General features: G+C 74.3%; 22 protein-coding genes and 1 other RNA gene. 6 read left to right on the forward strand and 17 right to left on the reverse strand.

Annotated elements, in window-relative coordinates; translation table 11 throughout:
- The first annotated feature begins 48 nt into the window (after positions 1 to 48).
- Both KPL59_RS30565 and KPL59_RS30570 read left to right on the forward strand, forming a co-directional pair.
- Positions 49 to 537, forward strand: a complete 489-nt coding sequence (locus tag KPL59_RS30565; RefSeq protein ID WP_226363084.1) for a gluconokinase — start codon at positions 49 to 51, stop codon at positions 535 to 537.
- Positions 534 to 2048, forward strand: a complete 1515-nt coding sequence (locus KPL59_RS30570) for an SLC13 family permease (protein WP_226362897.1) — start codon at positions 534 to 536, stop codon at positions 2046 to 2048. Before KPL59_RS30565 ends, KPL59_RS30570 begins: the two co-directional genes overlap by 4 nt.
- Positions 2049 to 2054: 6 nt before the next feature.
- Here KPL59_RS30570 and KPL59_RS30575 read toward each other — a convergent pair whose 3' ends face one another.
- Positions 2055 to 3518, reverse strand: coding sequence for a PLP-dependent aminotransferase family protein (locus KPL59_RS30575; RefSeq protein ID WP_226362898.1), 1464 nt, complete (start codon positions 3516 to 3518; stop codon positions 2055 to 2057).
- A gap of 100 nt (positions 3519 to 3618) precedes the next feature.
- On the opposite strand from KPL59_RS30575, the gene KPL59_RS30580 reads away from it, so the two are divergent.
- Positions 3619 to 4251: a YitT family protein gene (locus KPL59_RS30580; protein ID WP_226363085.1), complete on the forward strand. Its 633-nt coding sequence runs from the start codon at positions 3619 to 3621 to the stop codon at positions 4249 to 4251.
- Here KPL59_RS30580 and KPL59_RS30585 read toward each other — a convergent pair.
- Genes KPL59_RS30585 through KPL59_RS30595 form a run of 3 tightly spaced genes read right to left on the reverse strand, consistent with a single transcriptional unit; the run spans position 4202 to position 6976 of the window.
- Positions 4202 to 4939, reverse strand: coding sequence for a thioredoxin domain-containing protein (locus KPL59_RS30585; RefSeq protein ID WP_226362899.1), 738 nt, complete (start codon positions 4937 to 4939; stop codon positions 4202 to 4204). The two genes, KPL59_RS30580 and KPL59_RS30585, sit on opposite strands and share 50 nt — an antisense overlap.
- Positions 4939 to 5457: a MauE/DoxX family redox-associated membrane protein gene (locus KPL59_RS30590; protein ID WP_226362900.1), complete on the reverse strand. Its 519-nt coding sequence runs from the start codon at positions 5455 to 5457 to the stop codon at positions 4939 to 4941. The genes KPL59_RS30585 and KPL59_RS30590 overlap by 1 nt, the downstream gene beginning before the upstream one ends.
- Before the next feature lie 28 nt (positions 5458 to 5485).
- Positions 5486 to 6976 carry a cryptochrome/photolyase family protein gene (locus KPL59_RS30595; RefSeq protein WP_226362901.1) on the reverse strand — a complete coding sequence of 497 codons (1491 nt, stop codon included), beginning with the start codon at positions 6974 to 6976 and terminating at the stop codon, positions 5486 to 5488.
- Between the two features lie 65 nt (positions 6977 to 7041).
- Here KPL59_RS30595 and KPL59_RS30600 point away from each other — a divergent pair, with 65 nt between their 5' ends.
- Positions 7042 to 7770 carry a VIT1/CCC1 transporter family protein gene (locus tag KPL59_RS30600; RefSeq protein WP_226362902.1) on the forward strand — a complete coding sequence of 243 codons (729 nt, stop codon included), beginning with the start codon at positions 7042 to 7044 and terminating at the stop codon, positions 7768 to 7770.
- 6 nt (positions 7771 to 7776) lie between these two features.
- On the opposite strand, the gene KPL59_RS30605 is transcribed toward KPL59_RS30600, so the two are convergent.
- From KPL59_RS30605 to smpB, 6 genes are all read right to left on the reverse strand, one after another.
- A complete protein-coding gene (locus KPL59_RS30605; RefSeq protein ID WP_043280175.1) occupies positions 7777 to 7968 on the reverse strand; it encodes a ferredoxin in 192 nt (63 codons plus the stop codon).
- 5 nt (positions 7969 to 7973) lie between these two features.
- Entirely contained in the window at positions 7974 to 9197 is a 1224-nt protein-coding gene (locus KPL59_RS30610) for a cytochrome P450 (RefSeq protein ID WP_226362903.1), read from the reverse strand.
- Between the two features lie 124 nt (positions 9198 to 9321).
- Positions 9322 to 9703, reverse strand: a transfer-messenger RNA (tmRNA) gene (gene ssrA / locus KPL59_RS30615).
- 117 nt (positions 9704 to 9820) lie between these two features.
- Positions 9821 to 11080 carry a trans-acting enoyl reductase family protein gene (locus KPL59_RS30620; protein WP_226362904.1) on the reverse strand — a complete coding sequence of 420 codons (1260 nt, stop codon included), beginning with the start codon at positions 11078 to 11080 and terminating at the stop codon, positions 9821 to 9823.
- Entirely contained in the window at positions 11081 to 12004 is a 924-nt protein-coding gene (locus tag KPL59_RS30625) for an amidohydrolase family protein (RefSeq protein ID WP_226362905.1), read from the reverse strand.
- Positions 12005 to 12029: 25 nt separating this feature from the next.
- Positions 12030 to 12518, reverse strand: coding sequence for an SsrA-binding protein SmpB (gene smpB, locus KPL59_RS30630; protein ID WP_043280662.1), 489 nt, complete (start codon positions 12516 to 12518; stop codon positions 12030 to 12032).
- A gap of 143 nt (positions 12519 to 12661) precedes the next feature.
- On the opposite strand from smpB, the gene KPL59_RS30635 reads away from it, so the two are divergent.
- Positions 12662 to 13549 (forward strand): NAD(P)H-binding protein, encoded by an 888-nt coding sequence (locus KPL59_RS30635; RefSeq protein ID WP_226362906.1) that lies wholly within the window; start codon positions 12662 to 12664, stop codon positions 13547 to 13549.
- Here the strand turns inward: KPL59_RS30635 and ftsX are convergent.
- The 3 genes from ftsX to KPL59_RS30650 are packed head-to-tail and all read right to left on the reverse strand — an operon-like array spanning position 13534 to position 15661.
- Entirely contained in the window at positions 13534 to 14436 is a 903-nt protein-coding gene (gene ftsX, locus KPL59_RS30640) for a permease-like cell division protein FtsX (RefSeq protein ID WP_060713109.1), read from the reverse strand. The genes KPL59_RS30635 and ftsX overlap by 16 nt on opposite strands.
- Positions 14437 to 15126 (reverse strand): cell division ATP-binding protein FtsE, encoded by a 690-nt coding sequence (ftsE, locus tag KPL59_RS30645; protein ID WP_043280365.1) that lies wholly within the window; start codon positions 15124 to 15126, stop codon positions 14437 to 14439.
- A 52-nt stretch (positions 15127 to 15178) separates the two neighbouring features.
- Complete coding sequence (locus tag KPL59_RS30650) at positions 15179 to 15661, reverse strand: MarR family winged helix-turn-helix transcriptional regulator (protein ID WP_226359383.1); 483 nt, start codon at positions 15659 to 15661, stop codon at positions 15179 to 15181.
- A gap of 65 nt (positions 15662 to 15726) precedes the next feature.
- Between KPL59_RS30650 and KPL59_RS30655 the strand changes: the two genes are divergently transcribed.
- On the forward strand, positions 15727 to 16947 hold the full coding sequence (locus tag KPL59_RS30655; RefSeq protein ID WP_226362907.1) for a multidrug effflux MFS transporter: 1221 nt from the start codon (positions 15727 to 15729) through the stop codon (positions 16945 to 16947).
- A 244-nt stretch (positions 16948 to 17191) separates the two neighbouring features.
- Here the strand turns inward: KPL59_RS30655 and KPL59_RS30660 are convergent, their stop codons facing one another.
- The 4 genes from KPL59_RS30660 to KPL59_RS30675 all read right to left on the reverse strand — a co-directional run bounded on the left by KPL59_RS30660 (position 17192) and on the right by KPL59_RS30675 (position 20787).
- Entirely contained in the window at positions 17192 to 17953 is a 762-nt protein-coding gene (locus tag KPL59_RS30660) for a hypothetical protein (RefSeq protein WP_226362908.1), read from the reverse strand.
- A complete protein-coding gene (prfB, locus tag KPL59_RS30665; RefSeq protein WP_226359386.1) occupies positions 17950 to 19056 on the reverse strand; it encodes a peptide chain release factor 2 in 1107 nt (368 codons plus the stop codon). Before prfB ends, KPL59_RS30660 begins: the two co-directional genes overlap by 4 nt.
- A 33-nt stretch (positions 19057 to 19089) precedes the next feature.
- Positions 19090 to 19599: a helix-turn-helix transcriptional regulator gene (locus KPL59_RS30670; protein ID WP_020621783.1), complete on the reverse strand. Its 510-nt coding sequence runs from the start codon at positions 19597 to 19599 to the stop codon at positions 19090 to 19092.
- 159 nt (positions 19600 to 19758) lie between these two features.
- Entirely contained in the window at positions 19759 to 20787 is a 1029-nt protein-coding gene (locus KPL59_RS30675; RefSeq protein WP_226362909.1) for an acyl-CoA dehydrogenase family protein, read from the reverse strand.
- Positions 20788 to 20791: the final 4 nt, after the last annotated feature.

The raw sequence follows: 20791 nt of genomic DNA on the forward strand, positions 1-20791 counted from the left end.
CAACAGCCGGCGACACAGCAGCCACCACCCCGCCCCCTCGTCGTCGTGATGGGGGTGTCCGGCTCCGGGAAGTCCACCGTCGGTGCCGCCCTCGCCGACGCACTCGGTGTCCCGTTCACCGACGCCGACGGTCTGCACCCGGCCGCCAACGTCGCGAAGATGACCCGGGGGATCCCGCTCACCGACACCGACCGCGAGCCCTGGCTCGACGCCGTCGGCGCCCGGTTGGCCGAGCACACCGGCACCGGGCTCGTCGTCGCCTGCTCGGCGCTGCGCCGCACCTACCGCGACCGGCTCCGCGCCCACGCGCCGTCGACAGTGTTCGTGCACCTCTCCGGCGACGCGGCGGTGCTCGCCGAGCGCATGGGCGGACGTTCCGGGCACTTCATGCCGACCGCGCTGCTCGACTCCCAGCTGGCCACCCTGGAGCCGCTGGCCGCCGACGAGGCCGGGACGACCCTGGACATCCGGAGGCCGGTCGACGAGATCGTCGCGGGCGCCCTCGCCGCCACCGGGTCGGAGGTGGCCCCGCGATGACGCTGCACCCCGCACTCGTCCTGGCCGCGGAGCAGGCCCAGCCGGTCGCGTCCGCCGGCCGCCTGGTGACCGCCGCGCTGGTGGGGATCGTCGCGCTGGTCCTGCTGATCACGCAGTTCTCGCTGCACCCGTTCCTGGCCCTGACCATCGGCTCGCTGCTGGTCGCGGCGGTGGCGGGCATGTCGATGGGCGACGCCGTGGCGGCCTTCTCCGACGGGTTCGGTTCGACCGCCGCGAGCGTCGGCACGCTGATCGCGCTGGGCGCGATGTTCGGCAAGCTGCTCGCCGACTCCGGCGGTGCCGACCGGCTGGTCGACACGATCGTCTCCCGCTCCGGCCCGCGGACCCTGCCGTGGTCGATGGCCGCCGTCGGGGCACTGATCGGCCTGCCGATGTTCTTCGAGATCGGTCTGGTCATCCTGATGCCGGTGATCTTCCTGGTCGCGCGCCGGGCCCAGGTCTCGCTGATCGCCGTCGGCATCCCGGCGCTGGCCGGGCTGTCGGCGATGCACGGTCTCGTCCCGCCGCACCCCGGCCCGCTCGCCGCGATCGGCATCCTCGACGCCGACCTGGGCATCACCCTGGTCCTCGGCGTGCTCGTGTCGATCCCGGTCGTCGTGCTGGCCGGGCCGCTGTTCGCGACGCTGGCGGCCCGCTGGGTCGACGTCTCCCCGCCCGCGTTGTTCGAGTCCCCGGTCGCGGCCGGGAGCACCACCGCGTCCGCCGGATCGACCGGGACCGGCGCGGGTGCCGACGCCGGACCCGGGTCCGGTGCCGGTGCCGGTGCCGGTGCCGATTCCAGTGCCGGTGCCGGCCGCGATCTGCCGGACGGCGGTCCCACCCGGCGCCCCGGGTTCGCCGCCACCCTGTTCACGGTGCTGCTGCCGGTCGTGCTCATGATGGGCAAGGCCGTCGGCGACATCGCCGCGCCCGAGGGCAACCCGGTGCGCGCCGCGCTGGACTTCGTCGGCACGCCGCTGGTCGCGCTGCTGCTGTCGGTGCTGGTCGCGATGGTCACCCTCGGCACCGGCTCGGGGATGAACCGCGCCGGGATCATGGGCTCGCTGGAGAGGTCGCTCCCCGCGATCGCCGGGATCGTGCTGATCGTCGCCGCGGGCGGCGGGTTCAAGCAGACCCTGGTCGACACCGGGATCGGCGCGATGATCGCGGGCTGGGCCACCGGCGCCGGCATCTCCGCACTGCTGCTGGGCTGGCTGGTCGCGGTGGCGATCCGGCTCGCGACCGGGTCGGCGACCGTCGCGACCGTGACCGCCGCGGGGATCCTCGTGCCGCTGCTGCCGACGCTCGACCCGACCCAGACCTCACTGCTGGTGCTGGCGATCGGCGCGGGCTCGCTGTTCTTCTCCCACGTCAACGACGCCGGGTTCTGGCTGGTCAAGGAGTACTTCGGGCTCACCGTCGGCCAGAACATCAAGACCTGGTCGATCATGGAGACCGTCATCTCGGTCTCCGGCCTGGTCCTGGTGCTGCTCATCGACCTGGTGATCTGACCCCACTCAGACGACGACGCCGGCCCGGGTCGCCGGGTCGGCGACCGTCGCCCGGGACCCGGGTCCGTCGACGTCGGCGACGGTGCGGGCGAGCCGGCGCACCGCCTCGGTCAGCACCGGTCCGGGGTGGGTGAACGGCACCCGCAGCCGGTCGGTGAACGCGTGCCCGGCCCCGAACCGCGGGCCGGGCGCCAGCACCAGACCGTGCCGCGGGGCCGCCGCGGTCAGCGCCGTCGAGACGTGGGCACCGAGGTCGCACCACAGCGCGAGCCCACCGTCGGGGACGGTGAAGCGCCAGTCCGGCAGGGTCGCGGCGAGCTCGGCGGCCAGCAGGTCGCGCCCGGTGCGCAGCACCCCGACCCGTTCGGCCCGCAGCACGTCGAGCCGTTCCAGCACCTCGACGGCGACCAGCTGCTCCAGCACCGGCAGCGCCAGCTGGGCCCTGGCCAGCCGTCGTCGCAACCGGGCCGCGCGCTCGCGGCCGGCCCGGACCCACCCGATCCGCAGCCCGCCCCAGGCGATCTTGCTGAGTCCGCCGACGGTAACGACGTCGTCGGGTCCGGCGGCGTGCGCGGCACACGGCAGCGGCCCCGTGGCGCCCCCGCGCAGGTCCAGCTCGGCGAAGGTCTCGTCGACCAGGGCGACCGTGCCCTGGCGGGCGAGGCGCTGCACCAGCCGGGCGCGGGCGTCGTCGTCGAGCAGACGGCCGGTGGGGTTCTGGAAGTCCGCCATCAGGTACGCGGCCCGTGCCGCGGTCTGCCGGGCGGCCCGCGGCAGCACCGTCTGGGGCGTCGCGCCGGCGCCGTCCACCGCCACCGGGACGGCGACCGCTCCCACGTCGGCGACGACGTCGAGCGCCGACGGGTAGGTGGGATGCTCGACGAGCACCCGGTCCCCCGGCCCGGCCAGCTCGGCGAGGACGATCCCGATCGCCTGCAGCGCCCCGCCCGTCACGACGACCTGCTCCGGCCCGGTCGGGAGCCCCCGGGTCGTGAACCGGTCGGCGATCGCGGCCCGCAGCGCAGGCAGGCCGTCCGGCCCGTAGCCGTGTCCGGCCAGCTCCGCGGCACCCCGCTCGACGGCGCGGGCGACCAGGTCGGGCAGTACCGCGGGCGCGGCGGGGGCGGCGTGGGCGAGGTCGATCGCGCCACGGTCCACCGGCCCGGGTGCCCACACCCCGTCGACGCCACCGGTCCGGTCCGGGAGCCGCACCCAGGTGCCCGCCCCGTGCCGGGCCTCGGCCCAGCCGTCGTCGCGCAGCTCGCGGTAGGCACGGGCGACCGTCACCCGGCTGACGCCCAGTGCCTCGGCCAGCGGCCGCTCCGCCGGCAGTCGGGTGCCCGAGGGCAGCCGACCGTCGCCGGTCAGCACCCGCACCGCGTCGGCCAGCACCCGGTACGCCGGGCCGCGCCCGCCGTGGACGTCGCCGCACAGCGCGGCGAGGCGCTCCGCCCCGATCCCTTGCGTCATTCCCGATCCACTTTCGCTCGAGTGGCACGGTGACGACAGACCACCGATGGAAGCAGCATGCCATCTCGTGACGATCGACAACTCCCGCTGGTCGCTGCGGATGCCGCGGCGCACCCGGCGACTCACCCAGCTCGTGGCCGGCCTGGTCGGCTACGCGGTCTCGATGGCGCTGATGATGCGCGCGGCCCTCGGCTCGATGCCGTGGGACGTGTTCCACCAGGGCGTCGCCGGCGGCACCGCGCTGTCGGTGGGCGCGGTCACCGTGGTCGTCGCGGTCGGGGTGCTGCTGCTGTGGATCCCGCTGCGGGAACGGCCGGGACTCGGGACAGTGGCGAACGTCGTCGTCATCGGGGTCACGGTGGACCTGGCGCTCGCGGTGCTGCCCGCCCCGGAGGCGCTGTGGCTGCGGATGGGGTTCGCCGTCGCCGGGATCGTGCTGAACGCGGTGGCGACGGCCGCCTACATCGGGGTCGGGCTGGGACCGGGCCCGCGGGACGGGCTGATGACCGGGCTCGCGGCCCGCACCGGCCTGTCGGTGCGGCTGGTGCGGACCGCGATCGAGGTGACGGTCGTGCTGGTCGGGTGGTCGCTCGGCGGTGTCTTCGGCCCGGTGACGGTGGTCTACGCGCTCGCCGTCGGACCGCTGGTGCAGTGGTTCCTGCCGCGTGTGAGCGTGGGTGCGGTCAGCCCGTCACCTTCGACAGCCAGTTCCCGTTGCTCAGATCCATCTTGACCCCGTCGACCATCACGGTCGGGGTGCCGAACCGGCCACCGGGCGCCACCGCCGGGTCGGCGACGGCGGCCCTGGTCGCGTCGGCGATCGCCTGGCTGTTGGCCTGGCGGGTGACGCAGCCGGCGAAGTCGCCCTTCGCGCCCAGCTCCGTGCCGAGCGCGATCAGTTCCTGCACCGACTTCCCGGCACTGCCCTCGGCGGGCTGGTCGGTGTAGAGGCGGGAGTGGTAGGCGGGGAAGATCCCGGCGTCGGCGGCGCACAGTGCGGCGTTGCCGGCGCGGGTGGAGTAACCGGGCGGGGTCGAGCGCTCGTCGAGGATGACGATGTGGTGGTAGTTGATCTTCGCCTTGCCCTCGTTCACCGCGGTGGTGAGCTGGTTCCCGACGCCGCTCTCCAACTGCTTGCAGGCGGGGCAGAGATAGTCCTCGTAGAGGTCCACGGCCACCGGGGCGGCCTGGTTCCCGGCCTTCACGACGACGCCGTCGCGGGTCACGGGGTACGTCGCGACGGTCGCCTCCTGGTAGTTCTGGTACAGCACGTAGACGCCGGTGGCCAGGGCGATGACCAGCACCAGGGCGCCGATGCCGAGGTTGCGACCGAGCCCGCCCGAGGTCCGCGGCGGGCTGATCCCGGCCGCCTGCAGCCGGGCCTGCGCGGCCTGCCGGCGCTCGCGCTCACTCTGTCCCATCAGTGCTCCTCCGTCGCGTCCGCCGGCGCCCGCCGGTCGTGGTCGTGTGTCCCGGCCCGGTCCCCGCGCCCGTCGAGGGAGAACAGCGTCCGCGGGCGCACCGCCAGGAACACCGCGGCCGCGGTGAAGGCGAGGTCGCGCAGCAGGGACGGGCCGTAGCTCGTGTCGCCGGGGTCGACCGGACCGCCGCCGCCGAAGCAGCCGCAGTCGATCGCCAGCCCGCGGGCCCACGCCTGCACCAGCCCCGCGACGAACGCGAGCAGCAGCACGGTGCCCACCACCGCGGCGAGCCGGGTGGCGAGGCCCGCGAGCAGCAGCAGGCCGAGCGCGATCTCCAGCGGCGGCAGCAGGGTCGCCACCGGCACGACGAGGGCGTCCGGCAGCACCCGGTAGGCGGCGACGGCGACGGCCGTGGTGAACGGCTCGGTCAGCTTCACCGCTCCCGACACCAGCCAGACCGCGGCGAGTCCCAGCCGCAGCACCGTGCCCAGCACGTCGAGCGGGCGGGCTGCGGTCACGACGGGGGAGCCTAGCGATCCCGCCGGGTCAGAACTCCTCGCGGGCGGACTCCTGCTCCAGCAGCGCGTCGAGGTCGGTCAGCCGCTTCATCGTGGCGACGGCACGGGCGGTGCGGTTGTTGCCCGCCATCGTCTCCTCGTGGCGGTGCACGAACTGCCAGTAGCCCGCGGTGAACGGGCAGGCCTTCTCCCCCACCCGCACCCTCGGGTCGAAGGCGCAGCCGGAGCACAGGTCGGTCATCCGGTTGATGTAGGCGCCGCCGGAGGCGTAGGGCTTGGTGGCCATCCGCCCGCCGTCGGCGTGCTGGCTCATCCCGATCACGTTGGCGGGCATCACCCAGGCGAACCCGTCGACGAACGCCGTCGCGAACCAGTCGTTGAGCTCCGCGGGCCGGTAGCCGCGCTGCAGGGCGTGGTTGCCGAGGATCATCAGGCGCGGGATGTGATGGGTCCAGCCGCGGTCGCGGACCCCGCCCAGTGCGTGCGACAGGCAGTTCGCGGTGACGGCGTCGGCGTCGAGGTCGGTCCACCAGTCCGGCAGCGGCGTGCGCGCCCGCAGGTGGTTGCGACGCGTGTAGCCGCGCCCGAAACGCCAGTACAGCTGCCAGACGTACTCCCGCCAGCCGAGGATCTGACGGACGAACCCCTCGACGCTGGACAGCCGGGCGTCCCCGTCGCGGTAGGCCTGCTCGGCGGCGTGCACCGCCTCCAGCGGGTGCAGCGCACCCAGGTTCATCGGCACCGACAGCAACGAGTGCGCCATGGCCCAGTCCTGCTCCAGCACCGCGTCCTCGTACGGGCCGAAGGTGTCCAGACGGTGCCGGACGAAGTGCCGCAGGGCCGCGGTCGCCTCCTCGTGGGTGACGGCGAAGCGGCGCGGTCCGTCCCGGCCGACGGTGGGGTACCCGGCCGCGTCGAGGTCGGCCCGCACGCGTGCGTCGACGTCGTCCTCGCGGGGCTCCCAGGGCGGCTCGACGTCGAGTGTCCGGGCGCCCTTCGGCGGGGACTCGCGGTTGTCGTGGTCGTAGTTCCACGTCCCGCCGACGGGCTTCTCCCCGTCCATCAGCACGGAGAACCGCTCGCGCTGGGCGCGGTAGAAGTCCTCCATCCGGAAGGTCTCGCGGTCCCCGGCCCAGGCGTCGAACTCATCCTTCCCCAGCGCGAAGGTCGGGGTGGGCCGGACCTCGGTGACCAGCCCCTCCCGCACGAAGCGGCGGACCATGTCCGAGGCGGGGAACGACGTCGGCTGGTGCACCACCACCGGGCGGCCGACCCGTTCCAGTGCCTCGCGGTAGGTGTCGGTGCGCAGGTGGGTGGCCCGGTCGCCGAGCTGCTCGGCGAGGTGACGCATCCCGGACAGGACCAGGTGCAGCTTCTGACGGTGGTGGCGACGCCTGCCCAGCGCCCGCGCGGACTCGACGATCACAATCTCGCGGTCGGCGAACTCCTCGGTGTCCCACACGTGCGGACCGAGCTGGTCGGCGAACAGCCAGAGCGGAGCCGTGTCATCGGACGACATCGACCCAGTGTCGGGCCGGTCGCGCACCGCCGCGCGGCGACCGCATCCGTCCTATCGTTGCGGGCGTGAACGATCCGGAGCTGGAGGCGGAACTCGCCGACCACAGCCACGACCACTCCCATCGGGACGTCTCGGGCGGCTGGCTGCGCGCCGCGACGTTCGGCGCGATGGACGGCCTGGTCACCACCATCGCGCTGATCGCGGGCGTCGGCGGGGGCGGGGCGGACCGCGACCTGATCGTGCTGACCGGACTGGCGGGCGTCGTCGCGGGGGCGTTCTCGATGGCCCTGGGCGAGTTCGCCTCGGTCGGCACCCAGAACGACGCGCTCGACGCCGAGGCCGCCGTCGAACGCCGCGAGCTCGTGCTGCACCCGCGCGCCGAGGAGCACGAGCTGGCCGTCCGGTTCCGCGAGATGGGACTGACCGGGCAGACGGCGGACGCCGTCGCGCGCGAGGTGCACCGCGACCCTGAGCTGGCGCTGCGGATGCACGTCAGCCAGGAGCTGGGCGTCAGCCTGGACGACAAGCCCTCGCCGTGGGTGGCGGCGACGTCGTCGTTCGCCGCGTTCGCGGTCGGTGGCCTGATCCCGCTGCTGACGTTCCTGCTCGGCTACGGCTCACTGGCGCTCGGCCTCGCCGTCGGCGGGCTCGGCCTGCTCGTCGCGGGGGCGCTGACCTCGCGGTTCACCTCCCGGTCGTGGTGGGCGGCGGCGCTGCGCCAGCTGGCGTTCGGCGCGATCGCGGCCGGTGCGACCTACCTGGTCGGGATGCTCATCGGGGTCAGCGCCGCCTGAGCGGGCTCAGTCCTCGACGCTGATCACGCGGGCCGGGCACACGTGCTCGGCCTCCTTCACCGCGTCCCGGTCGCCCTCGGCGGGCGAGTCGGTCAGCAGATCGACGATTCCGTCGTCGTCCTGGTCGAAGACGTCGGGCGCGGTCACCACGCACTGGCCGGCCCCGATGCACAGTTCCTTGTCCACGATCACGCGCATGGACATCAGAATGCCACCGGCAGCGCGTGCACGCCGTAGACGGCCATGTCGTCGCGGAACGCGATCTCCGAGTCCGGCACGGTGACCCGCAGCCCCGGGAAGCGCCGCAGCAGCGCCGGATAGGCGATCTGCAGCTCGAGGCGGGCCAGCGGCTGCCCGAGGCACTGGTGCACCCCGAACCCGAACGCGACGTGCCGGTTCGTCCCGCGGGACACGTCGACCTCGTCGGGGTGCGGCCACTGCCGCGGGTCGCGGTTGGCCGCCTCGGCGGCGAGCACCACGCCCTCCCCCGCCCGGATCGTGACGCCGCCGATCTCCAGGTCCTCGGTCGCGACCCGGCGACGGCCGATGTGGGTGACGGCGACGCCACGCAGCTCCTCGACCGCGCCGCGGACCTGCGTGGCGTCGCCGTCGCGGACGGCGGCGAGCTGGTCGGGGTGGTGCAGCAGGGTCAGCGTGCCGAGGGCGATCATGTTCGCCGTCGTCTCGTGCCCGGCGACGAGCAGCAGCAGCGCCGAGGCGCTCGCCTCGTCGACGGTGAGGTCCCCGGCCGCGACCCGGGCGGCCATGCCGCCGAGCACGTCGTCGCGCGGCTCGGCCAGCCGGGCCCTGACGAGTCCGGCCAGATAGTCCTGCAGCGCGTCCGACGCCGCGGCCGAGGCCTCCGCGCTGGAGGTGAGGTCGACCATGATCCGGCTCTGGGCCTCGAAGAACGCGTGGTCGGCGTAGGGCACCCCGAGCAGGTGGCAGATCACCAGCGACGGCAGCGGCAGCGCGAACGCCTGCACCAGGTCGGTCGGGTTCTCCCCGGCCTCCATGGCGTCCAGCAGCTCGGTGACGGTCTGCTCGATCAGCGGCCGGAGGCGCTCGATGCGGCGCACGGTGAACTCGCCGATGAGCATCCGCCGGTGCCGGGCGTGCTCGGGACCGTCCATCATGATGAAGCTGCGGCGGCGCCCCTGGGACCGCACGTGACGCGACCGCGACGTGGCCGGGTAGCCCTCGCGGTCGGCGTCGGCGGACAGCCGCTCGTCGGCGAGCGCGGTGCGGACGTCGTCGTAGCGGGTGACGAGCCACGGCGTGCTGCCGTCCCAGATCCGGACGCGGGCGACGCCCGGCCCCCCGGCGGGGCACTCGTCCTCACGGATGCGGGCGAGTTCGGCGGGCGGGTCGAAGGGGCACTCACGCGCCATCGGGTAGGTGGGCACGGGTCGGGTCACGGCGGTCATCGGCATCACTCCCACCGGAGATGTTAGCAATGCATAGTTTCGTCGCGCAACGATCCTTCCCGGGGAGCGACCCTCCCGAGAGACGAGAACGGCCCCGTCCCGGGGTCGGGACGGGGCCGCTGGGAGGTGGAGGTGCCGGGAATCGAACCCGGGTCCTCCGTCGGTTCACGAGGGCTTCTCCGTGCGCAGTCCGCTGTGTCTCTACTCGGATCCACCGGTCACGCGAACAAGCCGGTGTGACGATCCCAGCCGCTGTTGGATGTCCCCTGCGGTTCCGCGGCCGAACCGCAGGGTGAGTCCCCTGAATGATGTCGGGACCCGGAGCGGGGACGCCTCCGGCCCGACAGCCCCTACCTGGTGATCAGGCAGCGAGCGCGTAAGCGCTCTGGGCAGTGCGACTGTTGTCGGCACTTATTTTTTTGCGACGCATGGTTAACGAGATCATCGTCGCCTTCCTCGGCACGCTTCACCTCGATCAACGATCGGAGTCGAAACCGTTCACCCCCTGGTCGGGTCCCGCGGGACCCGCGGTCCATCTGCACTCCGCCCGGACGTACCCGGACGGACGCACAGCATAACGCCCCGCGCCCGCCCGGACATTCCGGTTGCCGGTGGGTGGCGTGTCACCCGGCCGCGACCTCGTAGGTGTGCCCCGCGGCGCGCAGCCGGTCGACCAGCACGTCGCCCAGCGCGGTGGCCGGGGTGAGGCAGCCCGCGCGGTTGGGCAGCGCGGACCCGCCCAGGGCCAGGGCGAGGCCCGCCTCGGCGAACATCACCGCGGTGGCCGCGTAGCCGGGGTCCCCGGGGCCGGACACCCGCACCCGGTAGCGACGCCCGGACTCGGTCTCGGCGCGGACGTCCATCCGGAACCAGCCGCGCTCGCGGGTCCGCTCCGACGGCCCGGTGCCGGGCGCGGGCAGCACCCGGTCGAGCAGCGGGCGGATCGGCCGGACCATGAACGCGCCGACCAGCGCGCCGAGCCCTGCGGTGACCACCGCCGCGGCGACCGCGCCGGACACCCCGCGCCCGCAGCCCTGCAGCTCGCCGTAGCGCAGGCCGCGGCCGTAGGCGTGGTCGAGCAGCGCGTTCGAGCGGCGCACGATCCGGGTGTTGTACGACGCCATCACGAACGGCGCGGTCCAGGTGCCGTCCGGGAGCCGGGCCGGCGGCCCCGCGTCCGCGGGCTGCGACGGCGTCGGCTCGGCCGCGGGGTCGGGGCTCAGCGAGTGCGGACGGGCGGCCAGACGCCGGGCGCCGCGGTCGGTGCGGACGGTGTCCAGCTGCCCGCGCAGCGAGTCGACCGTGCCGCCGGAGACCCCGCCGCGCATCGTCGCGACCGTGCGGACCTCGGTGAGCCCGCCGGCGCCGTCGGCCTGCGCGGCCCGGTGCGCGAGCCACACCCCCAGATCTGAGGGGACGGAGTCGTAGCCGCAGGAGTGCACGATCCGCGCACCGCTCGCGCGGGCGGTCTCGTGGAAGCGGTCGATCGCCTCGCGGACGAACAGCACCTCACCGGTGAGGTCGGCGTAGTGGGTACCGGCCTTCGCGCAGGACCCGACCAGGCCCAGGCCGTACTTCGCGTACGGGCCGACCGTGCTCAGCACCACGCGTGCGCCCGCGGCGAGCCGGTCGGTCGCGGCCGAGTCGGCGGCGTCGGCGACGATCAGCGGCCAGTCCCGGGCCGACCCGGGCAGCGACGCCCGGGTCGCGGCGAGCTTGGCCTCCGAACGCCCGGCCAGCGCGATGCGCACCCCGGGCGGGGCGTGCTCGGCGAGGTGGCGGGCGATGAGGCCGCCGACGAAACCGGTCGCGCCGTAGAGGGCGATGTCGACCGGGTCACCCGGGGCGGCCCCTCCGGTCGGGTCGTGCTGCGGGCTGACCATCTAGGAACTCCTCGTGTCGTCGACGCCCAGCAGCGCGGCCGGGGCGTCGTGCAGGACCGAGCGCAGGAACGCCGTGCCGAGGCGGGGTTCGGCGGCGGCCCAGTCGGCGATCGCGGCGAGCTGTTCGGCGTAGGCGTAGGGGATGTTGGGGAAGTCGGTGCCGAGCACGATCCGGCCCGGGTGCTCGGCCAGGCGTGCCGGCCAGTCCGACGGCAGCGGGGAGAGCCGCTGGGAGAACGCGGTGCCGACCATCGTCGTGTCGAGCACCAGGTTCGGGAACCGGTCGAGCAGCTCCAGCGCGCCCCGGAAGTCCGGCATGCCCGCGTGGGCGAGCACGATCCGCAGGTCCGGGTGGGCCTCGAGCACCTCGGCGAAGATCTGCAGCCCGGTGTACTCGCCGGGGATCGGCCCGTCGCCGCAGTGCACGACCGCGGGGACACCCGCGTCGGCGAGCAGCCCCCAGGCGTCGCGCAGCAGGCGGTCGCGCGGGTCGAACCCGCCGACCTGGACGTGCACCTTGACCAGCCGCGCCCCGTCGGAGACGGCACGGCCGAGGTAGTCCACGACCGAGGGCTCCGGGTAGAGGGTCGCGGTACGCACCGCACGCGGGTGGCTGTCGGCGAACTCGCCCGCCCAGCCGGTGAGCCACTCCCCCATGCCCGGCTTGTGCGGGTAGGTCAGCGGGGCGAACGCGAGCACGCCGAGCCGCTCCAGGACGGCATAGCGCTCGTCCTCGGGCATGCGGTAGTGCACCGGCCACGGGGTGCCGTAGTGGGTCTCGGCGGCGTCGAAGTAGGCCCAGACCTTGTCGAGCATCCGCTGGGGCAGGAAGTGCACGTGCACGTCGACCAGGCCGGGCAGGCCCAGCTCGGCGGTCCAGCGAGGCACGTCGGCGTCGTCGACCGGCGGGACGGGAAGATCCACGGCCCCACCCTAGGCGGGCCGTGGCTCAGCCGCGCAGGTCCCGGGCCCGCCCCTTGGCCGCGCGGCCGACGGCACGCGCGATCTCCTTCTGGGCGTCCTTCTTGGCCAGGTCGCGGCGCTTGTCGTAGTCCTTCTTGCCCTTGGCGAGCGCGATCTCGCACTTGACCTTGCCGTCGTTGAAGTACAGCGACAGCGGCACCAGGGTGAGCCCGCCCTCGCGGGTCTTGCCCATCAGCCGGTCGATCTCCCCGCGGTGCAGCAGCAGCTTGCGGGTGCGGCGCGGCTCGTGGTTGGTCCAGCTGCCGCGCACGTACTCCGGGATGTGCAGGTTGCGCAGGAAGACCTCGCCGTCGTCGATCGTGGCGAAGGCGTCGACCAGCGACGCCCGGCCCAGACGGAGGCTCTTCACCTCGGTCCCCTTGAGCGCGACCCCGGCCTCGAACTCCTCCAGGATCGCGTAGTCGTGCCGGGCCCGACGGTTCTGCGCGATCACCTTCCGGCCCTGTTCCTTCACACCACCAGCCTACCCGCGGTGCGCCACCGGTATCCGACCGCGGCATCGCCGGAGCAGTGCTCTTGCACTTCGGCGACGCCGCGTGCAGACTCTTTATCGAGAGCAGTGCTCTCATATCGGACCAATGATCACAGGAGGCGGGCATGACGACGACGGTGCTGGTGACCGGGGCGACCGGCGGGATCGGCGGGCACCTGCTGACCGCGCTGGCCGGTCGGGACGTGACGGTGCGGGCGCTGGTCCGCGATCCCGACCGCCTCGCCGGTGCCGGCGTCGGGGTCGAGGTCGTGCGGGGCGACCTGCGCGACCCGGACGCCGTCGCCGCGGCGCTGCACGGGGTCGACGCGGCGTTCCTCAACTCCCCCTCGGCTCCGGACGCCGCAACGACCCAGATCGCGGTGGCCGACGCCGCCACGACCGCCGGGGTGAACCGGCTGGTGCTGTTGTCCCAGTTCGCGGCGCGGGCGGACTCCCCGGTGCGGTTCCTGCGCTGGCACGCCGCGGTGGAACAGCACGTCCGCGACCTGGGCATCAGCCACGTGGTGCTGCGGCCGAACCTGTTCCTGCAGGGCCTGCTGGCCTTCGCCCCCCTGGTCGCGGCGACCGGCCGGTTCGGCGCCCCGATCGGCGACGCCGCGGTGAGCGCGATCGACGTGCGCGACATCGCCGACGCCGCCGCGGCGGTACTCACCGGCGCCGGACCCGACGGCGCGGTGCACGACCTGACCGGACCGCGTGCCGTCACCCACGCCGAGATCGCGGCGGCCCTGGCCGAGGCGACCGGGCACCCGGTGTCGTTCGACGACCTCACCCCGGAGGCGTTCGCCGCCGCCCTGGACGGGGTGCTGCCACCCTGGCAGGCCGCGGGACTGGTCGAGGACTACGCCCACTACGCGCGCGGCGAGGCGGCCCGGGTGGACGACGCCGTCGCCGTCCTCACCGGCCACCCGGCCCGCACCCTGGAGGAGTTCGCCCGCGACCACGCCGCAGCGTTTGCCCCCGCGGGGCTGAGCACTCAGACCTTCACGTAGGCCCGCAGCGTCACGTAGCCGGTGATCCCCGCGACGAGCGCACCGGTGGGTACGAGCAGCGCCGAGACCACCAGCACGTCGGTGATCCGGACCGGCGGGATCACCCCGGCCTGCCCCATCGCGGCGAACAGGTCGTCGACGACGGCGTACTTGGCCGCGACCAGACCGATCCCGGCGAGCGCCCCGCCGACGGCACCGGCGATGGCGGCCTCGACCAGGAACGGCAGCTGGGTGGTCCAGCGCGTCGCCCCGACCAGGCGCATCACGCCGACCTCCGTGCGCCGCATGAACGCCGACACCTGGACCGTGTTGGAGATCAGCAGGATCGCCGCGAGCGCCTGCACGACGGCGAGTGCGAACGCCACGTTGCGCACCCCGTTCAGGAAGTCGAACAGGGTCCCGACGACGTCGCGTTGGTCGATCACCCCGCGCACCCCGGGCCTGCCCTCGACGGCGGCCCGGGCGGCCGCGGCGCCCGCCTGCTGGTCGGTGAGGGTGACCCGCAGGGTGGCGGGCAGCGACTGCGGCCGGGCGACGTCGGCGACCGACTGTCCGGCGAACAGCTCGCGGAAGCGGGTGTAGGCCTGCTGCTGGGACTCGAACGTGACCCCGCCGACGCCCGGGGCGGCCTCCAGCGCGCTGCGCAGCGACGCGCACGTCGGCCCGCTGCAGTCGGGATCGGTCTCCGAGACGTCCGGGGTGAGCGCCACCTGGATCTCGAGCCGGTTCGTGTAGAGCGCGGAGATGTCGTCGATGGTGCGCAGCACGAGCAGGCCCGCACCGACCGACATCAGGGTGACCGCGGTGGTCAGCACCATCGCGACGGTCATCGTGACGTTGCGGCGCAGACCGGAGGAGACCTCACGGGTGAGCAGGGCGGGGCGCATCTACCGGCCCGCCCCGTACACCGCGCGGGCCTCGTCGCGCAGCACGGCGCCGTCGGCCAGCTCGATCACCCTGCGGCGCATCGCGTCCACGATGGACGAGTCGTGGGTGGCCATCAGCACCGTGGTGCCACCGCGGTTGATGCGCTCCAGGACCTGCATGATCTCCCGCCCGGTCTCGGGGTCGAGGTTGCCGGTGGGTTCGTCGGCCAGCAGCAGCGGGGGCCGGTTGACCGACGCCCTGGCGATCGCGACGCGCTGCTGCTCGCCGCCGGACAGCTCGTGCGGCAGCCGCTCGGCCTTGCCCTGCAGCCCCACCATCTCCAGCAGCTCCGGGACCGCGATCCGGATCTCCGACGGCTTGCGCCCCAGCACCTCGAGCGCGAACGCCACGTTGCCGGCGACGGTGCGCTTGGGCAGCAGCCGGAAGTCCTGGAACACGCAGCCGATCCGCTGGCGCAGTCGCGGCACCTTGCGCCGGGGCAGCCCGGCGACGTCGAGGCCGTCGACGAGGATGGATCCCGAGGTGGGGACGTCCTCGCGCAGCAGCAGCCGCAGCAGCGTCGACTTGCCCGACCCGGACGGTCCGATCAGGAACACGAACTCGCCCGCCCCGACCGTCGCGGAGACCCGGTCCAGCGCCGGACGCCCGGACGTCGGGTACCGCTTGGTGACGTCCCGCAGCTCGATCACGGAGCGGGACGGTACCGCCGCCCGGAGTGCACGGGCGGTGACGACACGCCCGTCAGTCCGGTCCGGCGACGACCGGGGCCCGCGACGGGTCGAGCGCACCGGCGAGCCGGTCCAGGACGGGGGCCGCCGCCCGCAGCGTGACGGCGTCGGCGTCGTCGAGGTCGTCGAGGGCAACCCGGATCTGCCGCGACCACGCCGCGACCAGCAGCTCCCGGTGCCGGGCGGCCCGCGCCGTGGGGTGGAGCAGGGCACGACGACCGTCGGCCGGGTCGGCCCGGCGCTCCACGAGGTCACGTTCGACCAGCGACCGGACGGTGGTGCTGACGTTGCTGGCCTGCAGGCCGAGCCCGCGTGCCACCGTCGAGACGGGATGCCCGGGACGCGCGGCGACCCACCGCAGGACCTCGTGCTCGGACCCGGTGATCGAGTCCAGCCCGACCGCGCGCTCACCCGCCGCCCGCAGCACGCGCGACAGGTCGTGCACGGCGTCCACCAGGGCCGCCCAGTCGTCGTCACGCTCCTTGACCTCGGTCACAGACGCGATACTACGCGACAGTTCATATATACCTTCATAGGTAATCGTCGCCGGAGAGGACAGTCATGACCGTGGGTACCGAGCAGGCCGCGCCGAGGACGGTGCGGGGCCGCACCGTCCCGGACGGTGTGGGGATCAGCGTCCTCGCGCTGCTGACGGCCGTGGCGCCGCTGGCCACCGACATGTACCTGCCGGTACTGCCGACGGTGGCGGCCGAGCTGGGGGCGTCGGCGTCGGCGTCGCAGCTGACCCTGACCGCGTTCCTGGTGGGGCTGGCCGTCGGGCAGCTGGTGATCGGCCCGCTCTCGGACAGCTGGGGGCGGCGACGCCTGGTCCTCGCCGGCACCGTGCTGCTGTTCGTCGCGTGCCTGGCGAGCGCGGTCGCGCCGTCGGTCGCGGTGCTCGTCGTCGCCCGGTTCCTGCAGGGCTTCGGCGGGGCGGCCGGCCTGGTGCTGAGCCGGGCGATGATCTCCGACCGCACCACCGGTGCGCGGACCGCGCAGCTGTTCTCGCTGATGATGGCGATCAACGGGATCGCGCCGGTGGTGGCACCGGTGATCGGCAGCTCGCTCGGCGGGGTCGTCGGCTGGCGGGGCATCTTCGTGGTGCTGGCCGGGCTGGCCCTGCTGATGCTGGTGTCGTCGCTGGTCGCGGTGCACGAGACGTTGCCGGTCACGGCCCGTAGCACCGGCGGTGTGCGACGGACCTTCGCCGACGTCGGCGCGCTCCTGCGCCGCCGTCGCTACGTCGGCTACGTGCTGGCCTTCGCCACGGCGTTCTCGATGATGTTCGCCTACATCTCCGGGTCGCCGTTCGTGCTGCAGCAGACCCTCGGCCTCTCGACGACGCAGTACGCCCTCGCCTTCGGGGCGAACGCGGCCGGCCTGGTGTTGGGCAACGTCGTCAGCGGCCGGCTCGCCGCGCGGATCGCCCCGCGGCGCCAGCTCGTGACGGCCGTCGGCGGACTGGTGGTGCTGTGCGCGGCCCTGCTGGTCGTCGTGCTGCTGGGAGCGGCGCGCTGGCCGGTGCTGGTGCTGCTGTTCGCGACGCTGACGACGCTGGGCTTCGTGATGGGCAACAGCGCGGCGCTGGCCACCGAGGAGGTCCGCGACCGCGCCGGGGCCGGCTCGGCACTGCTGGGGGCCACCCAGTTCGGCCTCGGGGCCCTGGTCTCGCCGCTGGTCGGGTCGAGCGCGACGGCGATGGCCGTGACCATGCTGACCGCGGCCTCGCTCTCCGCCGTGTCGCTCGCCGCCCTGACCCGCGGGGCGACCGCGGCCCACTGAGCCCCGCCCGGGCTCGCCCGCGGCACCGCCCGGCCGCGCCGACCCGCCGCACCGCCGACCGTCCCGCCGCGCGTCGGACGCGCGCCGAGATGCAGCTCAGCGGGAGTTGTCGATCTCTGCGGCCCGCTGAGGTGCATCTCGGCGCACCGCACCCGCCCCGGGCCCGGCGCAGACCGCGACGCACACCCCGCGACGCGCGAGGCGCGAGACGAGGCGGGCGAGCGACGGGCCGCGGGGAGCGCCGTCAGGGGGCGGTGATCTCCACCGGCAGCCCGGGGTCGGCGAACGAGACCGTGACCGCGCCCGGGACGGCGGCACCGGCGGTCTGCGTCCCGGTGGCCGGGGCCTGCGGCTCCAGACGCAGCCGGAGCAGCCGTCCGCGGTCGGCGGGGGCAGCGTCGGGGGCGCCGAGCCAGGCGGTGAACCGCGGGGTCGGCGAGACCAGCCCGGCGAGTTCGTCGAGACGGGTCCCGACCGCCGGGTCCGGGGCACCGGCCCGTGCGGCGGCGAGGACCACGGACCCGGTGTAGGTCGTCGCGGCGACGCCGTCGACGTCGGTGGTCCCCGGCGCGGCGACGACGTCGCGCAGGCCGGGGGCGGCGTGCAGCATCCCGCCGACGGCGCCGACCGGGACGAGCCCCGTGGACAGCGGCTGCCAGCGGTCGCTCCCACCGAAGCGGACCCAGGCACGGTCGTCGAGCACCCTGACCTGGGCGCCACGGGTGCCCAGGGCCACGGTGAGGTCCGCGGCGAACGGGGTGAAGCGGGCGGGACCGGAGGCACGCATCGGGCCGGTGACCGAGTCCAGCTCGACGTCGACCCGCGCCGAGCCGGCGTCGACGAGCGCGGTGCCCGCCGCGGCCACGGCGTCCTGGGCCGACGGTGCGGCGACGGCCGCGGGCGGGGCGCCGTCCGCGGCAGGCTCCTGGGCACCGCCGGTGCACCCGGCGAGCGCGAGCAGGACGAGCGCGCCGCAGGCGGCGGCCGCGCGACGACCCCGGCTCACGAGGCGGATTCGGTCTGCTTGCGCCAGCGGATGCCGGCCTCGATGAACTCGTCGATCTGGCCGTCGAGCACCTGCGAGGGGTTGCCCTCCTCGTGCTCGGTGCGCAGGTCCTTCACCAGCTGGTACGGGTGCAGCACGTAGTTGCGCATCTGGTTGCCCCAGGAGGACCCGGCCTCCTTGAACGAGTCGCGCAGCTCGCGCTCCTCCTGGCGCCGCTTCTCCAGCAGCTTCGCCTGCAGGACGGCCATCGCCGAGGCCTTGTTCTGCAGCTGGGAGCGCTCGTTCTGGCAGGCGACGACGATCCCGGTCGGGATGTGGGTCAGCCGGACCGCGGAGTCGGTGGTGTTGACGCCCTGACCGCCGGGCCCGGAGGCGCGGAACACGTCGACCCGCAGGTCCTTCTCGTCGATCTCGATGTGGTCGGAGGTCTCGACGACCGGGGCCACCTCGACACCGGCGAACGAGGTCTGGCGCCGGCCCTGGTTGTCGAACGGCGAGATCCGCACGAGGCGGTGGGTGCCGGCCTCGACCGACAGCGTCCCGAACGCGTACGGGGCGTGGACGGCGAAGGTGGCCGACTTGATGCCGGCCTCCTCGGCGTAGGACGTCTCGTAGACGTCGGTGCCGTAGCCGTGCCGCTCGGCCCAGCGCAGGTACATGCGCAGCAGCATCTCGGCGAAGTCGGCGGCGTCGACCCCGCCTGCCTCCGAGCGAATGGTCACCAGGGCCTCGCGCTCGTCGTACTCGCCCGAGAGCAGCGTGCGGACCTCCAGCGAGGAGATCTCGCTGCGGAGCTTCGCGAGCTCGGCGTCGGCGTCGGCGACGGCGGACTCGTCGCCCTCGTCCTCGGCGAGCTCGTAGAGCACGGGCAGGTCGTCGAGCCGGCGGCGCAGGTCGTCCAGCCGGCGCAGGTCGCCCTGGGCGTAGGCCAGCCGGCTGGTGATCTGCTGGGCGGCGTCGACGTCGTCCCAGAGGTCCGGCCGGCCCGCCTGCTCGGACAGTTCCTCGATCTCCTGGCGCAGCCGGGGCACGTCGGCGACGGCCTCGATGCTGGACAGCGTGGTGTCGAGGTCCTTCAGGTCGGCCTGGACGTCGGAGTTCACAACGGTCGAGGGTACGCGGGGGTGCGCCCCGGCTCAGTCCTGGGGGATCGCGTCGATCAGCTTGATCATCGCCCGGGTGTGGGCGACGGCGAAGTCCGCGACCGGGCGGCCGTAGGGGTCGTCGGTCGCGCGGGCGGCGGCACGCGCCACCGCGAGCCGCTCGGCGTAGGCCTCACGGGCGGCCGCGACCAGCTCGGTGCGCTGCTTGACCGTCAGCGTCCCCGCGTGCAGCAGCCGCAGCACCAGCGGGCTGCGGACGGCGTCGGCGTCGCCGCCGGTGGCGAGCCAGTGCTTGAACGACCGCTTGCCCGCCGCGGTGATCACGTACTGCTGGCTGGCCCGCGGGCCCTGCTTGCCCAGACGCAGCAGCGCCTCCTCGGTCAACGCGGGCAGCTCGCGGTAGACCTGGCTGCGGGTGACGGAGAAGAACAGCCCGAACCGCTCACCGGCCGCTGCCACCAGCTGCCCGCCGGTCATCGGCCCTCCGTGGAGCAGGCCGAGGAGAGCGGCGGCGGTGGCGTTGACCGGTGTGACGGGTGCCATCGTCCGACGGTCCCACGTCCGGGCCGGGCGCGCGAGTCCACAGCGCACATCCGCCCTGAGCAGACGGCGTGCACTGTGGCCTCGCGCCGACCTCGCGCGGGCCTCCGGCCCGGCCGCGGTGAGCGGGCCGGGCCGGACGACGCGCGGCCCGAGGACGGGTCAGGCGCCGACGGTCAGGGAGGCGATCCGCTCGCGGGAGACGGCGACGTCGCCGTACTGGCCGGCGAGCCGCTTGGCGCGCTTGTAGAAGAAGTGCGCCTCGTGCTCCCAGGTGTAGCCGATGCCACCGTGGAACTGGATCATCGCCGCGGTCGTCTGGAGCGCCACGTCGCTGCTCTTGGCCTTGGCGACGGCGACGGCGAGCTCGGCGTCGTCGAGCCCGGTGTCCACCGCGTGCGCGGCGTAGAGCGCCGCGTACTCGGCCATCGTGACCCCGACGTGCAGGTCGGCCAGCGCGTGCTTGAGCGCCTGGAACGACCCGACGGGCACACCGAACTGGGTGCGCTCGCGGTCGTAGGCGACGGTGCGGGTCAGCGCCTCGCGGGCGATGCCCACCAGGTCCGCGGCGACCAGCACGGCCGCCCGGTCGGTGAGCAGCCGCTGCAGCACGACGGTGGTGCCGGGCAGCGCCTCGGCGGTCCCGCCGCTGCACGACGCGAGCCGGGTGGTGCCGTCGTAGCTGCCGACCGGTGACGCCGTGGCGCCGGTGACCAGCGCCAGCCCGGGCAGGCCGTCCTCGGCCGGCGCGACGACGACGTCGGCCAGGGCGCCGTACTCCACCACCGGCAGACCGGACGCGGCGCTGCCCCGGGTGGTGAACGCGCCGACCGCCTCGCCCGCGGCGAGCTTCGGCAGCCAGGCCGCCTTCTGCTCGTCGGAGCCGGCGAGCCGGATCGCGTCGGCGGCCAGCACGGTGCCGCGCCACGGGCCGGGCGCGACGCCCGCCCCGAGCGCGCGGGCGATCACCTGGGCCTCGACCAGGCCGAGACCGAGGCCGTCGTGGTCCTCGTCGACGGTGACCGCGGTCCACCCCTGCTCGCCGGCCGCGCGCCACAGCGACGCCGGGTTGCCGTCGTCGGACGGGTTCTCGACGACCGTGCGCACGGCGGCGAGGTCGAACCGCTGCGCCAGGTAGTCGCGCACCGCGGCGCCGAATTCCTGCTGGTCGGAGGTGAGTGCGAAGAACATCGGT

Source organism: Pseudonocardia sp. ICBG1142 (assembly GCF_020496255.1).
In the GTDB taxonomy this organism is placed as follows: domain Bacteria; phylum Actinomycetota; class Actinomycetes; order Mycobacteriales; family Pseudonocardiaceae; genus Pseudonocardia.

Bases quoted from the DNA above. Each gene is read 5' to 3' on its own strand.
- KPL59_RS30565 (WP_226363084.1), top strand. From the start codon at position 49: ATGGGGGTGTCCGGCTCCGGGAAGTCCACCGTCGGTGCCGCCCTCGCC.
- KPL59_RS30570 (WP_226362897.1), top strand. From the start codon at position 534: ATGACGCTGCACCCCGCACTCGTCCTGGCCGCGGAGCAGGCCCAGCCG.
- KPL59_RS30575 (WP_226362898.1), bottom strand. From the start codon at position 3,518: ATGACGCAAGGGATCGGGGCGGAGCGCCTCGCCGCGCTGTGCGGCGAC.
- KPL59_RS30580 (WP_226363085.1), top strand. From the start codon at position 3,619: ATGCCGCGGCGCACCCGGCGACTCACCCAGCTCGTGGCCGGCCTGGTC.
- KPL59_RS30585 (WP_226362899.1), bottom strand. From the start codon at position 4,939: ATGGGACAGAGTGAGCGCGAGCGCCGGCAGGCCGCGCAGGCCCGGCTG.
- KPL59_RS30595 (WP_226362901.1), bottom strand. From the start codon at position 6,976: ATGTCGTCCGATGACACGGCTCCGCTCTGGCTGTTCGCCGACCAGCTC.
- KPL59_RS30605 (WP_043280175.1), bottom strand. From the start codon at position 7,968: ATGCGCGTGATCGTGGACAAGGAACTGTGCATCGGGGCCGGCCAGTGC.
- KPL59_RS30610 (WP_226362903.1), bottom strand. From the start codon at position 9,197: ATGACCGCCGTGACCCGACCCGTGCCCACCTACCCGATGGCGCGTGAG.
- KPL59_RS30620 (WP_226362904.1), bottom strand. From the start codon at position 11,080: ATGGTCAGCCCGCAGCACGACCCGACCGGAGGGGCCGCCCCGGGTGAC.
- KPL59_RS30635 (WP_226362906.1), top strand. From the start codon at position 12,662: ATGACGACGACGGTGCTGGTGACCGGGGCGACCGGCGGGATCGGCGGG.
- ftsX (WP_060713109.1), bottom strand. From the start codon at position 14,436: ATGCGCCCCGCCCTGCTCACCCGTGAGGTCTCCTCCGGTCTGCGCCGC.
- KPL59_RS30655 (WP_226362907.1), top strand. From the start codon at position 15,727: ATGACCGTGGGTACCGAGCAGGCCGCGCCGAGGACGGTGCGGGGCCGC.
- KPL59_RS30670 (WP_020621783.1), bottom strand. From the start codon at position 19,599: ATGGCACCCGTCACACCGGTCAACGCCACCGCCGCCGCTCTCCTCGGC.
- KPL59_RS30675 (WP_226362909.1), bottom strand. From the start codon at position 20,787: ATGTTCTTCGCACTCACCTCCGACCAGCAGGAATTCGGCGCCGCGGTG.